16 protein-coding genes are annotated in these 15,069 nt (G+C 55.4%); 7 read left to right on the forward strand and 9 right to left on the reverse strand.

The window, feature by feature from the left end:
• Positions 1-1,140, reverse strand: a complete 1,140-nt coding sequence (arnB, locus tag AC2TE5_RS21570) for a UDP-4-amino-4-deoxy-L-arabinose aminotransferase (protein ID WP_484612335.1) — start codon at positions 1,138-1,140, stop codon at positions 1-3.
• A gap of 451 nt (positions 1,141-1,591) precedes the next feature.
• A complete protein-coding gene (locus AC2TE5_RS21575) occupies positions 1,592-2,098 on the reverse strand; it encodes a phenolic acid decarboxylase (RefSeq protein ID WP_484612336.1) in 507 nt (168 codons plus the stop codon).
• Positions 2,099-2,197: 99 nt separating this feature from the next.
• Between AC2TE5_RS21575 and AC2TE5_RS21580 the strand changes: the two genes are divergently transcribed.
• Both AC2TE5_RS21580 and AC2TE5_RS21585 read left to right on the forward strand, forming a co-directional pair.
• Positions 2,198-3,079 carry a LysR family transcriptional regulator gene (locus AC2TE5_RS21580; RefSeq protein WP_484612337.1) on the forward strand — a complete coding sequence of 294 codons (882 nt, stop codon included), beginning with the start codon at positions 2,198-2,200 and terminating at the stop codon, positions 3,077-3,079.
• A gap of 32 nt (positions 3,080-3,111) precedes the next feature.
• Positions 3,112-3,906: an SDR family NAD(P)-dependent oxidoreductase gene (locus tag AC2TE5_RS21585; RefSeq protein ID WP_047646797.1), complete on the forward strand. Its 795-nt coding sequence runs from the start codon at positions 3,112-3,114 to the stop codon at positions 3,904-3,906.
• Between the two features lie 2 nt (positions 3,907-3,908).
• On the opposite strand, the gene AC2TE5_RS21590 is transcribed toward AC2TE5_RS21585, so the two are convergent.
• Positions 3,909-4,379: an NlpC/P60 family protein gene (locus AC2TE5_RS21590; RefSeq protein WP_484612338.1), complete on the reverse strand. Its 471-nt coding sequence runs from the start codon at positions 4,377-4,379 to the stop codon at positions 3,909-3,911.
• 296 nt (positions 4,380-4,675) lie between these two features.
• On the opposite strand from AC2TE5_RS21590, the gene AC2TE5_RS21595 reads away from it, so the two are divergent.
• Complete coding sequence (locus tag AC2TE5_RS21595) at positions 4,676-5,338, forward strand: HAD family hydrolase (protein WP_014885577.1); 663 nt, start codon at positions 4,676-4,678, stop codon at positions 5,336-5,338.
• A 60-nt stretch (positions 5,339-5,398) separates the two neighbouring features.
• Here AC2TE5_RS21595 and AC2TE5_RS21600 read toward each other — a convergent pair whose 3' ends face one another.
• The 3 genes from AC2TE5_RS21600 to AC2TE5_RS21610 form a co-directional block, all read right to left on the reverse strand.
• Positions 5,399-6,424, reverse strand: coding sequence for a TerC/Alx family metal homeostasis membrane protein (locus AC2TE5_RS21600; protein WP_023333744.1), 1,026 nt, complete (start codon positions 6,422-6,424; stop codon positions 5,399-5,401).
• 166 nt (positions 6,425-6,590) lie between these two features.
• A complete protein-coding gene (locus tag AC2TE5_RS21605) occupies positions 6,591-6,989 on the reverse strand; it encodes a potassium channel family protein (RefSeq protein WP_213329084.1) in 399 nt (132 codons plus the stop codon).
• A gap of 108 nt (positions 6,990-7,097) precedes the next feature.
• Positions 7,098-8,291 carry a BaiN/RdsA family NAD(P)/FAD-dependent oxidoreductase gene (locus tag AC2TE5_RS21610; RefSeq protein WP_484612339.1) on the reverse strand — a complete coding sequence of 398 codons (1,194 nt, stop codon included), beginning with the start codon at positions 8,289-8,291 and terminating at the stop codon, positions 7,098-7,100.
• Between the two features lie 228 nt (positions 8,292-8,519).
• Here AC2TE5_RS21610 and pitA point away from each other — a divergent pair, with 228 nt between their 5' ends.
• From pitA to AC2TE5_RS21625, 3 genes are all read left to right on the forward strand, one after another.
• Positions 8,520-10,019 (forward strand): inorganic phosphate transporter PitA, encoded by a 1,500-nt coding sequence (gene pitA / locus AC2TE5_RS21615; protein WP_484612340.1) that lies wholly within the window; start codon positions 8,520-8,522, stop codon positions 10,017-10,019.
• Positions 10,020-10,192: 173 nt separating this feature from the next.
• Positions 10,193-10,582, forward strand: a complete 390-nt coding sequence (locus tag AC2TE5_RS21620) for a polymorphic toxin type 44 domain-containing protein (protein WP_484612341.1) — start codon at positions 10,193-10,195, stop codon at positions 10,580-10,582.
• A complete protein-coding gene (locus AC2TE5_RS21625; RefSeq protein ID WP_484612342.1) occupies positions 10,560-10,967 on the forward strand; it encodes a hypothetical protein in 408 nt (135 codons plus the stop codon). The genes AC2TE5_RS21620 and AC2TE5_RS21625 overlap by 23 nt, the downstream gene beginning before the upstream one ends.
• 43 nt (positions 10,968-11,010) lie before the next feature.
• Here AC2TE5_RS21625 and uspB read toward each other — a convergent pair whose 3' ends face one another.
• Positions 11,011-11,346, reverse strand: coding sequence for a universal stress protein UspB (gene uspB / locus AC2TE5_RS21630; RefSeq protein WP_003861224.1), 336 nt, complete (start codon positions 11,344-11,346; stop codon positions 11,011-11,013).
• Positions 11,347-11,629: 283 nt separating this feature from the next.
• Here uspB and uspA point away from each other — a divergent pair, with 283 nt between their 5' ends.
• Positions 11,630-12,067 (forward strand): universal stress protein UspA, encoded by a 438-nt coding sequence (gene uspA, locus AC2TE5_RS21635; RefSeq protein WP_003861223.1) that lies wholly within the window; start codon positions 11,630-11,632, stop codon positions 12,065-12,067.
• A 97-nt stretch (positions 12,068-12,164) separates the two neighbouring features.
• On the opposite strand, the gene rsmJ is transcribed toward uspA, so the two are convergent.
• Together rsmJ and prlC are read right to left on the reverse strand one after the other, a co-directional pair.
• Entirely contained in the window at positions 12,165-12,917 is a 753-nt protein-coding gene (gene rsmJ / locus AC2TE5_RS21640) for a 16S rRNA (guanine(1516)-N(2))-methyltransferase RsmJ (RefSeq protein WP_213329081.1), read from the reverse strand.
• A 7-nt stretch (positions 12,918-12,924) separates the two neighbouring features.
• Positions 12,925-14,967, reverse strand: a complete 2,043-nt coding sequence (gene prlC / locus AC2TE5_RS21645; protein ID WP_484612343.1) for an oligopeptidase A — start codon at positions 14,965-14,967, stop codon at positions 12,925-12,927.
• Between the last annotated feature and the right edge of the window lie 102 nt (positions 14,968-15,069).

Raw genomic sequence — 15,069 nt, forward strand, 5'->3', positions numbered from 1 at the left:
TCAATGTCCTGCAAGCTGATGGAGTGCGGTAATGACACGGGTTGTGTCGTCATGAGTCATATCCGGGAAAAGAGGGAGGGAACAAATACGCGCGCTATTCCATTCAGAATTCGGGAGCGATACATCAGGAAAACGCTCGCGGTAGTATTTTTGGGTGTGCGCCGCGCGGAAGTGGAGGCCGGTACCGATGCCTTTCTCTTTCAGCGCCGCCATCAGGTTGTCGCGGGAAATTCCACAGCGCGCTTCATCAACGCGAATAATAAACAGGTGCCAGGCGTGCACGTGCGGCCATGACGGAATGGTGAGCGGCTGGAACGGCGTATCGGCAAGCTCCCGCAGGTAGCGTTCGGCGATTTCCTGGCGGCGTCTGTTGGCCTCTTTCAGCTTGCCTAACTGCACCAGCGCCAGCGCGGCGTTGATGTCTGCCAGGTTGTATTTATAGCCCGGCGCGATCACTTCCGCCTGCGGCGCACGACCGTGCGTCTGGCGGTCATAGGCATCTACGCCCAGGCCATGGAATTTCAGACTGCGGATCCGCTGCGCCAGCTGGGCATTATCCGTGACGACTAAGCCCCCTTCCGCGCAGGTCATATTTTTAATGGCGTGGAAGGAAAAAATCGCCGTCCCTTTCCAGCCCACATGACGGTTCTTGTAGTACGTTCCGGCGGCATGGGCCGCATCTTCAATAACCGGAATACCGTGACGTTCGCCGATGGCATGAATAGCGTCGATTTCACACGGCGCACCGGCATAATGAACGGGAATAATGGCTTTGGTACGTGGGGTAATGGCGGCTTCAACGGCTTTTGGCGTCACCATTAATGTATCTTTGTCCACATCGATCATGACAGGCGTGGCACCCAGCAACACGATCATATTCAGCGTGGACACCCAGGTCTGGGAGGGGGTAATGACTTCATCGCCCGGGCCAATATCCAGCGCCATCAGCGTGACGTGCATACCCGCGGTGGCTGAACAGACGGCAATCGCATGCTGATTCCCGGTAAGTTGACAGAATGCCTCTTCAAGTTCCTGATTCTTAGGCCCCGTGGTGATCCAGCCCGACATCAAAACGTCCTGAAGCGCCGCAATTTCCTCAGCGCCCATCGACGGTCGCGAAAAAGGCAGAAAATCACTCATTATTAATTTCCTTGCTGTATTAAAGGCGTCATCTTTTACTGCGCTGTCGTAATGGGCAGCTCAATGGGATCATGCAAGATGGTTATTAAATAAAGACCAAATAAAATTAAGTCGCTATACCCGTTATGTCAACAAACCATCAACTGAAGCAAAAGTAGCGTCGTTTTCTTAGGAAAAAATTAAGACAGGCGAGAAGCAGAAGGGAAACAGCACATAGAAGAGAATAGAAAATCGTTTTACAACAGCAAGATAGTGATTCTAACTATTTTTTTTGTTTTTTGTGGGTGGACTCACAGCGATTACTCTACTATTTCATTTCGTTTACATTAAAATTATAAGAAAAGTAAATGAATACTCAACCAAAATAAAAATCCCGGAGGTTTGGGGGGAATTCCGTCATCCTCCGGGAACTTTCTATTAATATCAATTGTCGCGCATTCAACTGTCGCGCTTAGTTAAGATTAGCAGGAAAATCATTCGGCAATTCACTGGCCGCGCAGGCGATAACGCTTTCATTATTGGCACCGCAGTTGCGCACAAAGGTGATCGTGGCAAATTCATCAATCACTTCCGTTGGATACGCCGGGCCCGCATCGCGATAGCGATTCATCAGCGGAATATGGTCGTTCTGGAAGCAGACAGTTTTTTCCGGATTGTTCATGACCCAGCGTGGGAAGAAGATAGTGCCGTGGAACAGTTTGTCACCCAGGTTCACGATCAGGCTGACGTCGGTACCGGTTGGCTCGGTCCAGGAAATTTTATAGATGCTTTCCCCTACCCGCACGATGTAAGCCTGCTGATCTTTCACCCAACGGTTGGCCACGAGACCGCTGTGAATACGGTAATCAAGCGTGGTCTCATTTTTTACATAAATCTCGTAGTTCCAGCCGTTATCGTAAGTATAAACAAGGTGTTTGCCAACGAAGCCGCTTAAGTCATGTTTGTCGAAGGTGTTCATAAGATGTCTCCTTTGTTTTGATGAGACGATCGTACCCCTTCAAAAAATGAATGAATAACGCTATGTTTTAATCAAATTCATCCAAATTTTAGATAAATTATGCACAAGACGACGCTGGAACAATGGTCTTTACTGGAACGAGTCGTGGAAGCGGGCAGCTTTGCCAAAGCCGCGGAAGAAACCCACCGCAGCCAGTCCTCGGTGAGCTATAACCTGTCGCTGCTGCAGGATCGGCTGGGCGTGGCGCTGCTGGTCCCGGAGGGGCGACGGGCGGTGTTAACCCCGGCCGGAGAAGTGCTTCTCAACCAGGTTAAACCGCTGCTGAAAGCGTTTTCGTACGTTGAGACGCGCGCAGCGACCCTTCGCAACGGGATGCGCACGCGGTTGGATCTGGTGGTGGACTCCATTTTCCCGCGCCGCCGCCTGTTCGCCATTCTACGTCAGTTCCAGCAGCAGTATCCGCAAACCCAGGTCCGTCTCACCGAGGTGCTGGAAAATACCCGCGCCGACGCCATTAACGACGAAGCCGATGTGATGATCTTAACCCGCCGCCAGGACATTACCGGGCTCGGCGAATGGCTGATGAATATCGACTTTGTTGCCGTGGCCCATCACCAGCATCCCCTCTTTCACCTCGACGCGCCGCTAAATGATGAGATGCTGCGCCCGTGGCCGCTTATCCAGATTGCGGACAGCCAGCCCGCCGCGCGTGCTGCCGGTGAGTCGTGGACCTTCTCCACCATCGATGCCGCCATTGAGGCCGTCGTCTCTCAGGTCGGCTACGGCTGGCTGCCAGAGGAACGCATCCAGACCCAGCTGGATCAAGGCGTACTGAAACGTCTGCCGCTGAGCCACGGTGCGCGCAGAGCAACGCCGCTTCACCTGATTGTAAAGCGCTCCCTCGCCCCGCTTGATGAGCAGGTTGAGACGCTGTTGCGCCTTTTTAGCCAGGAGCCGTCATCCTCACCTGCTACGCTTTAAGGTCCGAACGTTTAAACGATAAGGAGCAGATGATGAAAATCGACTTTGCGGGGAAAGTGGCGCTGGTGACCGCCTCAACCGGCGGGATCGGGTTCGCCATTGCCAGAGGTCTGGCAGAAAGCGGTGCGGAAGTGATCGTCAATGGCCGCAGCACGGAATCGGTGAATAAAGGCATTCAGCAGCTACAGCAGGTGGTGCCGGGCGTGCAGGTGCGCGCCGCGATTGCCGATCTCAGCACGGCGGAAGGGGTCGAATCGCTCCTGAAGGTGGCGAATAACGTCGATATCCTGGTCAACAACGCCGGGATTTACGGTCCGCAGGATTTCTATGCCACCGACGATGAGACCTGGGAGCGCTACTGGCAGACCAACGTGATGTCCGGCGTGCGTCTGTCCCGCGCCCTGCTGCCGGGTATGGTGCAGAAAGGCTGGGGACGCGTGGTGTTTATCTCATCCGAGTCGGCCTGCAATATCCCGGCGGATATGATCCACTACGGCGTGACCAAAACGGCGCAGCTCTCGCTGGCGCGCGGTCTGGCGAAGTTCGTGGCGGGAAGCGGCGTGACGGTCAACAGCGTACTGCCTGGCCCGACGATGTCAGACGGTTTCGCAGAGATGATGAAAGATGAAATCGAAAAAACCGGCAAGTCGCTGGAGCAGCTGGCGAAAGAGTTTGTGATGGCCAACCGCCCCAGCTCGGTTATCCAGCGCGCGGCCACGGTTGAAGAGGTGGCCAATATGGTGATTTATGTCTGTTCGCCACAGGCCTCCGCCACCTCGGGCGCGGCGCTTCGCGTCGACGGCGGCGTCGTGGATGACATCATCTGACGCTAGGCCGCACTGCCTGCGATCCGCCGGGCGGTAATGTAGTGCGCCTGCCAGTAATCATCAGTCAGGGTTGAGACCGTTACCCCCTGGCTGCTTGAGGCATGAATAAACTGGCTATTGCCAATATAAACGCCGACGTGCTTGCGGTTGGGGCCGGTCTGGAAGAAGACCAAATCCCCCGCCTGCAGACGAAATTGCGCGACCTGCACGCCGCGATGGATCTGTTCACTCGTCGTGCGCGGCAAATTAAGATGCGCCGCATCGGTGAACAGGTGCTGCACGAGCGCGGAGCAATCCACCCCGCGATGCGTGGTTCCGCCCCACTGGTACTGGGTGCCTTTCCACTTCTGGTATTGATCGAGAATGCGCGAGCGCAGCGGGCCTGTCTCCTGATGCACCAGCGCAGATTTCGCCGGTGATAGTGCCAGCTCGCTGTTCATCGATAACATCGACGCTGGAAGTTGAAAACTCATTGCAGAAAACGATGCAAAACTTAACGTGAGGATTGAAATAAGCGATCTAAGTGTCATATCAAGAAAGAAATAGTGAGTGAGTTTTTCCTTACCTGTGGGGCCCAATGGTTCCCCGAAATATCTTGCGATGTGGCGATAATATAGACAGTTCGTTTTTTCACCAATCCTTATCGAGGCCAAAAATGGACTCACTTTGAGATCGCAAGTTCGAGAAAAAAATGGTGGTGATATAAGGACTGTCGAGGTAAAGCAGGTAAACTGATCCGCAGAATGTGTATTTCAGCTAAGACGTATTTATGACCAATATGATTGCCGACGAGACGGTGGCAAAATCCAGCGTGCTCTCTGTCTTTGACTTTGACGGGACATTAACGCACCACGACAGCTTTATTCCTTTCCTGCGTTTTGCCTTCGGTAAACGTTACTTCGCGGGCCGCCTGGTGCGTATGGCGCTGCCCACGCTCCACTGCGTGCGTCGCAAGCTGACGCGCGATGAGCTGAAGGAAGTGCTGATTAAAACGTTCCTGACGGGCGTGGATGAACACTGGCTGCGCCAGCAGGCGGAAGCCTTTTGCGAAAAATACTGGAACAAGCTGATGCGTCCCGAAGGGGTTCTGGCGGTGGCGGCAGAGGTAAATTCCGGTGCGGAGGTAACCATCTGTTCCGCGTCCCCGGCGCTGGTGCTCCAGCCGTGGGCGGATAAGCTCGGCATTAAGCTGATTGGCACGCAGCTGGAAGTGAAAGACGGCAAGCTGACGGGGCGCATCACGGGCAATAACTGCCGCTGCGCCCAGAAGGTGGCAAGGCTGGAAAAAGTGTATGGCGATCTGAACGCCTATCACCTGCGCGCCTGGGGAGACACCCGCGGCGACCACGAGCTGCTGGCGGCGGCGCAGGATCCGCACTGGCGGCACTTCCATCACCCGCGCAAGCGCCGGAATTCACCGATTAAGGGTTAGGTGCGGTCTGGTGCCCTCACCCCGGCCCTCTCCCACAGGGAGAGGGAGAAAAGCGATGCATCAGGCAGTACGTTTCCCCGGGAACATCACGCTCGCAATAATCCCCAGCGCCAGCACGCCTAATACCACAAACAGGCTGGCCGTCGCGCCAATGCTGTAGCCGTGGTGCCAGAAGTGGTCGGTGGCATTTAACCCCAGCTTGAACGCCACGAAGAATAGCAGCAGCACCACGGCTTTCTCGAGGTGCACCAGATACTGCTTCAGCGCCTCCAGCACGAAGTAAAGCGTACGCAGGCCGAGAATGGCGAACATCATGGCGCTGTAGATAATCAGCGGTTCGCGGCTCACGGCAATAATGGCCGGCACGGAGTCAAACGCGAACATCACGTCAGAAAGCTCGACGACGGCCACGCAAAGCAGCAGCGGCGTCGCATAGCGCTTTGCCTTCTTCACGCGACCAACCATCACGTCCTGGTTTTCCGGCTTCTCCAGCTCCGCATCCACCTCTTTCTGCGTCAGAATAAAGGCGTTGCTGCTGATTTTCGGCCAGACCGGATAAAAGCGCTTCACCAGGCGATAGGCGAGATGACCCGAGTAATCTTCCACTTCGTCGCTCTCTTCATTGCGCCTGAGCATCATCACCGCCGTCCAGCCGACGACCAGCGCGAAAATCACCTCAACGTACGGCCCCAGGCTTAACAGGCTTGTCCCAATCGCCACAAAGATGCCGCGGAAGACAATCGCCCCCAGCACGCCCCAGTAAAGCACGCGGTGACGGTACTTATCCGGCACGCCGAACCAGGCGAAGATCGCCATCATCACAAACAGGTTGTCGACGGAGAGCACCTCTTCCAGCGCATAGCCGGTGAGGAACAGGCTCGCCATCTCGGCGCCGTGGTGAACATACAGGAATCCGGCGAAGGCCATCGCCATCATGACCCAGAAAATGGACCACATCGCCGCGCTTTTCAGCGAGACAGGTTTATCGTGACGGTGCATAAAGAGGTCGATAAACATCGCCCCAACGGCCATCACCACAAAGACAACAACGGTTTCCGTCGGGAAACCGAGATGAGCAGCAGACATACAAAACCCTTTTGGCAGACAAAACACAACACCATGCAAACTGGCGTAAACCAGGAACAGAAAAGGGCGGGCCGTTAATCAGCCTCTTCGCCCTCAAAATCGCAGCCTTCTGGCCGCGCAAGGAGGGGTACTTTACCTTACCCGACGGGGTTCGTGCATCTGCCGTTTAGGCGCTCATGCCGCGCAAACGCTGCAGCACCGCCACCAGAACCGCCACGGACCAGCCCACCATCAACGCGCCCACCAGCCCTTCCACACCGCCGATGAGCCGCCAGTGCTGGGGTAGCGTGACGTCGCCGTATCCTACCGTCGCGTAGCTCACCAGCGAAAAGTAGAAGCTGGTGTTCCAGTCATTAAACGCGTCGATGGCAGAATAAAACGCAGCAAACAGTCCGGCTTCAAGAAGATGGGCGAAGATCATGGAGATGACGATACCGACGTTGCGTAACACAATACGTACCGCAGAATCGACTTCTAACGTAATGAATTTTAAAACGCCAAACATCCACAGCGAATGGATCACCACGGTGAGGGTAAGCAAAACAATAATACTGAGTAGCTGCATGAAGCGTGCTCGACCAAAAGGAATAAGGCCCCGCGAACGCGGCGGGGCACCTGGTCGAAGCTTAGTTGAAGGGAGAGGAAAAGTTGGTGCAATAATTGCGTTGCGTGATTATTTCTCTGCCAGCGCCTGTGCGCACGCCCAGGCACTTGCCCATGCCCACTGGAAGTTGTACCCGCCGAGCCAGCCGGTGACGTCCATCACTTCGCCAATAAAATAGAGCCCCGGCACGTTGCGCGCTTCCATGGTGCGGGACGAGAGCTCATTCGTGTCGACCCCGCCCAGCGTCACTTCCGCCGTGCGGTAGCCTTCGGTGCCGTTTGGCTGAACGCGCCAGGCTGTCAGCGTCTCAACCAGCATCTCCTGCTCGCGGCTGTTAAGCTGCTTGAGCGACACGTCGGGGATCTGCCCCAGCACCTGCAAACATTCCACCAGACGTTTTGGCAGCTGCATTGCCAGCGTGTTTTTTAGGCTTTGATTCGGGTGCGCGGTACGCTGCTCGTTAAGGAACGCGTCGGGATCGCAGTCCGGGAGCAGGTTAACCGTGACGAACTCCCCCGGCTGCCAGTAGCTGGAAATTTGCAGTACCGCAGGGCCGGAGAGACCGCGATGGGTAAAGAGCAGATTTTCGCGGAACACGGTGCCGTCTTCGGCGGTAATGACCGAGGGAACGGACACACCAGACAGCGTCTGAAGCTGTTCGAGAAGCGGTTTATGCAGCGTGAACGGCACCAGCCCGGCGCGCGTGGGCAAGACTTTCAGACCAAACTGTTCGGCAATCTTATAGCCAAACGGGGAAGCGCCCAGCCCCGGCATGGACAGGCCGCCGCTGGCGATCACCAGGCTGTCTGCGCTGACGGTTTCACCGTTGAGCTGCAGCGTGTAGCCCTGGTCGTCTCGGGCGACTTCCAGCACCTCCGTGCGCAGGCGCATGACGACGCCGCCCTTCTCGCACTCGGCCACCAGCATATCGACAATCTGCTGCGCGGAGTCGTCGCAGAACAGCTGTCCCAGCGTCTTTTCATGCCACGCGATGCCGTGCTTACCCACCAGGTCGATAAAATCCCACTGGGTGTAACGCGCCAGCGCAGATTTACAAAAATGACGGTTTTGGCTCAAATAGGCCGCGGGTTCAACATACAGATTAGTGAAGTTACAGCGCCCGCCGCCGGACATCAGGATCTTACGGCCTGGCTTTTTACCGTTATCCAGCAGCAGCACGCGACGACCCGCCTGTCCGGCCATTGCCGCACAAAACATACCCGCCGCACCGGCGCCAATTACCACGGCATCAAACCTTTCCACGTCAAAACCCTCTTTGTTAACTGCCGCGGATTGTAAAGTTTCCTCTGTGGTCACACCAGCGTAAAAAGATATTACAAAGCCATTCCCTTGAAATTTAAAGAATAACCTTTCAGGCACTTTTCTCAAATCAGGTGGTATGTCAAAAAAAGTCTATATTTCACTTTGCCCGCCGTGCATTTGTCCTGGATAATGCGCCGCGTTCATGTCCTCAAAATGGCGTAACGTCCTATGCTACATTTGTTTGCCGGCCTGGATTTACATACCGGGCTTTTATTATTGCTTGCTCTGGTTTTTGTACTGTTTTACGAAGCGATCAACGGCTTCCACGACACTGCAAACGCAGTAGCGACGGTTATCTACACTCGCGCAATGCGATCGCAGCTTGCGGTTGTTATGGCGGCGGTATTTAACTTTTTTGGTGTCCTCCTGGGCGGACTGAGCGTTGCGTATGCCATTGTGCATATGCTGCCAACGGATCTGCTGCTTAACGTTAGTTCTGGCCATGGCCTTGCTATGGTGTTCTCAATGCTGCTTGCTGCAATTATCTGGAACCTCGGTACCTGGTATTTCGGCCTACCTGCATCCAGTTCTCACACACTCATCGGCGCGATTATCGGTATCGGGTTAACGAACGCCCTCATGACCGGTACATCGGTTGTTGATGCGTTAAATATCCCGAAAGTACTGGGGATCTTCGCCTCACTCATCGTCTCCCCTATCGTGGGTCTGGTGGTGGCTGGCGGGCTGATCTTCATCCTGCGTCGTTACTGGAGCAATACCAAAAAACGCTCCCGTATTCACCTGACGCCGGCAGAGCGTGAAAAGAAAGACGGCAAGAAAAAGCCGCCATTCTGGACGCGTATTGCCCTGATCATTTCCGCTATCGGCGTGGCTTTCTCACACGGCGCGAACGATGGTCAGAAAGGCATTGGTCTGGTGATGCTGGTACTGATTGGCGTCGCACCGGCGGGATTCGTGGTTAACATGAATGCTTCCGGCTACGAAATCACCCGTACTCGCGATGCGGTCAACAACGTCGAAACCTACTTCCAGCAGCATCCCGATCTGCTGAAGAAGGCGACCGGCGTTGACCAGATTATCCCTTCTCCGGAAGCCGGTGCCGCAACTGCGCCTGGCCAGTTCCACTGCCATCCGGCAAACGCGATTAACGCGCTGGAACGTGCGAAAGGCATGCTGGGCAATATCGAAAGCTATGACAAACTGACCGTTGAGCAGCGTGGTCAGCTGCGTCGCATTATGCTTTGCATCTCTGATGTGACGGATAAAGTGGCGAAGCTGCCTGACGTGAATGCTGACGACCAGCGTCTCCTGAAGAAACTGAAAGGCGATATGCTCAACACCATCGAGTACGCGCCAATCTGGATCATCATGGCCGTCGCGCTGGCGCTCGGTATCGGTACGATGATTGGCTGGCGTCGTGTGGCGACCACCATCGGCGAGAAGATCGGTAAGAAAGGCATGACCTATGCGCAGGGTATGTCCGCGCAGATGACGGCGGCGGTTTCTATCGGTCTGGCGAGCTACACCGGTATGCCGGTATCCACCACCCACGTACTCTCTTCGTCCGTGGCAGGTACCATGATTGTTGACGGTGGCGGCCTGCAGCGCAAAACCGTAACCAACATTCTGATGGCCTGGGTGTTCACCCTTCCGGCCTCTATCCTGCTGTCTGGCGGTTTGTACTGGATTTCGCTGAAGCTGATTTAATCGGTTAAAGGCGACAAAAAGCGGGTCAGGAAACTGACCCGCTTTTTTTATGGCTGTTATTTGTAATCGAACAGTTTATAACATTAGGATTTTCTGAACATTTTTTGCTCAACCCAATTGCGAAGATAACATTATGATGGCGGTCAGAAGAGTAACCAGGCAAAGGAGAATGTATGGCTTCTGTCCCTATTTCAGGACCAGGCTCAATGGTTATAGCGAACAATATGCGTGAAGCACGCCTTCACGGCATGTCGCGTAATATGGCCACACCCTCAACGTATTATTGGTTCTATCAAAAAGTCCGAAATGGTGGTCCCTGGGATTACAAAAAATTCGATCCATACTTTGCCGCATTTGGTAACTTCAATTTCGGAGCCGCCGGAACTGCAGCGGGCATTCCTGCAAACATCCTTCTTATGGGCGCAGGCTGGGCTCAAGGCCGTGCTGGCACTTCAAAACCTGAATGGGGAAAATGGCACGAAAAACCGCCTTACGGGGACGATCCAACGGACCAACGCAATATCAGAGAAGGAATAGAGTATGCCTTTCAAAACGGCTACTAAATGGATTCACTCCCTTGTGACGCTTTCGCTTCTGATTCTGGTCATTGGATTTGTTTGGCTAAACCATCAGCCTAATCAGCGAAACAACGATGAACTTCAGCGCGTTTATAAATTATCGGATAGCGTCTGGCTCTATATGACCGTTAACAACCAGGGTGGCGCAACCGTACCCACAATCTACCGTTACTATCTTTCGGGGGAGATAGCAGGAAAAGATACCGACATTACCCATCAATTGGCCATGAAGCATCCTGTCATTGAAGGTACAGGTACGATTACCGCGGCCAGCATTGATACAAACGGAGAAGTTAAGATCACCTATAGCGGGAAGGTTATTTCGATTGAGAGCGATATTTCCGATCTCCGGTTCACGGTTAAGCCCTGAGCCAGAGGAAAGAAGGCGGGGCTGACCCCGCCTGCTGTGGTGCTCAGTGCCAAATCATCAATGCAATCATACTGACTACGACCAGCCCGCACAGGGCGCTGGTCAAAATGAACTGACGACGCAGGCGCTCGCAGCGACGAATAAACTCTTCATCGTGATGATCGCGGTAGCGCTGGTAGTAGATGTATCCCACCAGACGCATCTGCTTGCTGGGCTGTCCATGCGAGGTGAAGAACCCTCCACCGTCCACATACTGATAAAGCAACGGATCGCAACCACGAAGTACCACTAACAGCGCACGTAACGATGAGAAGTAGCGCGCCATATTCACTATGCAAACCACGCATAACGCCCAAAACAATGCGACGGTGCTAATCATACATCCTCCCCGGCGTCCGCCCACGAAGCAAGGCTCCTGAGCTACCGCACCCCAATGCCCTGACAGACAGTTCAGTGAAAGAATGACCAAAAGTCGATCCGGTTCGCGTTTTAATATCCGAACGGCTCATTTAATAGTGTAGGAGATCCGTTAATTTTTTTGCCACAAGGTTAATCGTTATCAACACCAAAGCTTGAAAAATATGTTTAACTGGGCCGTAATGAAAGCATCAGACGACGGCTTTCCCATTTAGTCATCGATAACTTAAGGAAGGAGTAACACTATGGCTTACAAACACATTCTCATCGCGGTAGACCTCTCCCCGGAGAGCAAAGTGCTGGTTGATAAAGCGGTATCCATGGCACGCCCCTACAACGCGAAAGTTTCGCTGATTCACGTTGACGTGAATTACTCCGACCTCTACACCGGTCTGATCGACGTGAATCTTGGCGATATGCAGAAACGCATCTCTGAAGAGACTCACCACGCCCTGAGCGAACTGTCCACCAACGCGGGCTATCCGATTACCGAAACCCTGAGCGGCAGCGGCGACCTGGGTCAGGTACTGGTTGATGCGATCAAGAAATACGACATGGACCTGGTGGTTTGCGGTCACCATCAGGACTTCTGGAGCAAGCTGATGTCTTCAGCGCGCCAGCTGATTAACACCGTTCACGTGGATATGCTGATTGTTCCACTGCGTGACGAAGAAGACGAGTAAGTGCGTTAAATTCCCCTCACCCTAACCCTCTCCCACTGGGAGAGGGAATAGATCGAGGACGTAGGCCGGGTAAGGCGAAGCCGCCACCCGGCTTTTTTTATTCCGGCGTACCCGGATAAATATCAAACCGGTGTCCTTTGGTGGTCACCGCGTTAGTGGTCGCAACGTCCGCCAGCGGCGGCGCGTAGTCAGGGCGCTTTACCACCACCCGCTTCGTTGCAAGCTGACGAGCCGGCTCCAGCAGGCCATCGGCATCCAAATCCGGCCCCACCAGCGACTGAAACACCCGCATCTCTTTCTTCACCAGCGCGCTTTTCTGCTTATGCGGGAACATGGGGTCGAGATAGACCACCTGCGGACGCGGGGTGATATCCGTCAATGCCGTCAGGCTGGAGGCGTGGATCAGCTGTAGTCGTTCCTGCAGCCACGGGCCGATTTCCGGGTCCGCATAGCCCCGCGCTAGCCCATCGTCGAGCAGCGCAGCGACCACCGGATTACGCTCCAGCATCCGCACGTGACAGCCGACAGACGCCAGCACAAAGGCATCACGCCCTAACCCCGCCGTGGCATCGACCACGTCCGGAAGATAGCTCCCTTTGATGCCGACCGCTTTAGCCACCGCCTCGCCGCGACCGCCCCCGAACTTGCGCCGGTGCGCCATCGCGCCGCCGACAAAATCGACAAAAATCCCGCCGAGCTTCGGTTCGTCGCGCTTGCGTAATTCAAGGTGCGCGGTAGTCATCACCAGCGCCATCAGGTTTTCTTCATCGTGCTCCAGCCCCCAGCGGGCCGCCAGAACAGATAAGGCGCCGTCTCCGGCGCCTGTTTCATCCACTAAGCAGATCTTCACGTAACAATCAGCCTTTGATCCCGTAATGCTCAAGCATCGCATCCAGCTGCGGCTCGCGGCCGCGGAAGCGTTTGAACAGCACCATTGGCTCTTCAGACCCGCCGCGGGTCAGGATGTTATCAAGGAACGACTGGCCGGTTTCGCGGTTGAAGATCCCCTCTTCTTCGAAGCGAGAAAAGGCATCTGCCGCCAGCACGTCGGCCCACAGGTAGCTGTAGTAACCCGCCGCGTAGCCGCCAGCGAAGATATGGCTGAAGGCATGCGGGAAGCGGCCCCAGGTTGGTCCAGGAATAACGGCAACCTGCTTTTTAATCTCGCCCAGGGTTTCAAGGATTTTCGCACCCTGCTCCGGATTAAACTCCGCGTGCAGACGGAAGTCGAACAGGCCGAACTCCAGCTGACGCAGGATGAACATCGCCGCCTGGTAGTTTTTCGCCGCCAGCATTTTATCCAGCAGCTCTTTCGGCAGCGGTTCGCCGGTCTCATAGTGGCCGGAGATAAACGCCAGCGCGTCCGGCTCCCAGCACCAGTTTTCCATAAACTGGCTTGGCAGCTCGACCGCATCCCACGGCACGCCGCTGATGCCCGCCACGCCTGCGGTTTCGATGCGGGTCAGCATGTGGTGCAGACCGTGACCGAACTCGTGGAACAGGGTGATTACTTCATCGTGGGTGAAGAGCGCCGGTTTGCCGTTCACCGGACGGTTAAAGTTACAGGTCAGGTAGGCGACCGGCTTCTGCAGAGAACCGTCGGCTTTACGCATCTGGCCCACGCAGTCGTCCATCCACGCCCCGCCGCGCTTGTTCTCACGCGCGTAGAGATCGAGGTAGAAGCTGCCGCGCAGTTCGTTTTTCTCGTCATACAGCTCGAAGAAGCGCACGTCCGGGTGCCAGACGTCGATATCGGTACGCTCTTTGGCGGTGATGCCATAGATGCGTTTGACCACCTCGAACAGGCCGTTAACGGCTTTGTTTTCCGGGAAGTACGGGCGCAGCTGCTCGTCGCTGATGCTGTAGAGGTGCTGCTTCTGTTTTTCGCTGTACCAGGCGATGTCCCACGGCTGCAGCTCGTCCACACCGAACTCCGCTTTCGCGAAGGCGCGCAGCTGGGCCAGCTCTTTCTCACCCTGAGGACGGGCGCGTTTCGCCAGATCGGTCAGGAAGTCGAGTACCTGCTGCGGGTTCTCCGCCATTTTGGTGGCGAGGGATTTATCGGCGTAGTTTTCGAAGCCCAGCAGCTGTGCCAGCTCGTGACGCAGGGCGAGGATTTCCGCCATGACCGGGCTATTGTCCCACTTACCGGCATTCGGCCCCTGATCGGAGGCGCGGGTGCTGTACGCGCGGTACATCTCTTCGCGCAGGGCCTGGTTGTCGCAGTAGGTCATCACCGGCAGATAGCTCGGGATATCCAGCGTTAACAGGAAACCGTCCTGCTCTTTCGCCTCGGCCTGGGCTTTTGCCGCCGCCAGCGCGCTTTCCGGCATACCCGCCAGCTCCGCTTCGTCGGTAATCAGCTTCGTCCAGCCCATGGTGGCGTCGAGCACGTTGTTGCTGTACTGGTTGCCCAGCTCGGACAGGCGCGCGGCAATTTCACCGTAGCGGGTCTGCTTCTCTTTTGGCAGGCCAATCCCGGACAGCTCAAAATCACGCAGGGCGTTATCGACCGATTTTTTCTGCGCCGTGTTCAGTTCGGCATAGTGGTCGCCGTCGCGCAGGTCGCGGTAGGCTTTGTAGAGCCCTTCGTGCTGGCCGACCCAGGTGCTGTACTCAGAGAGCAGCGGCAGGGTCTGCTCGTAGGCTTCGCGCAGTTCCGGGCTGTTTTTTACCGAGTTCAGGTGGCTCACCGGGGAGAAGATACGCCCCAGCACGTCGTCCACTTCGGCCAGCGGCTGACACAGATTTTCCCAGGTGTACGGCGCGCCCTGCGCTACCACGCTTTCTACCGCCGCGCGGCAGTTGTCCAGCGATTGCGTAACGGCTGGAACCACATGCTCAGGGAGGATTTTAGAAAACGGCGGCAACGAAAAAGGCGTCAGTAATGGATTGGTCATAAACGCTGTCCTGTTGAAATAGATGAATGAAGCGCGCATCCGGCGCTGTGCATATGGGATCTAGAATGGGGTTAAGTGTAGAGGATTTCAATGCCAGACGTG

The organism is Enterobacter sp. N5-15 (assembly GCF_057221635.1).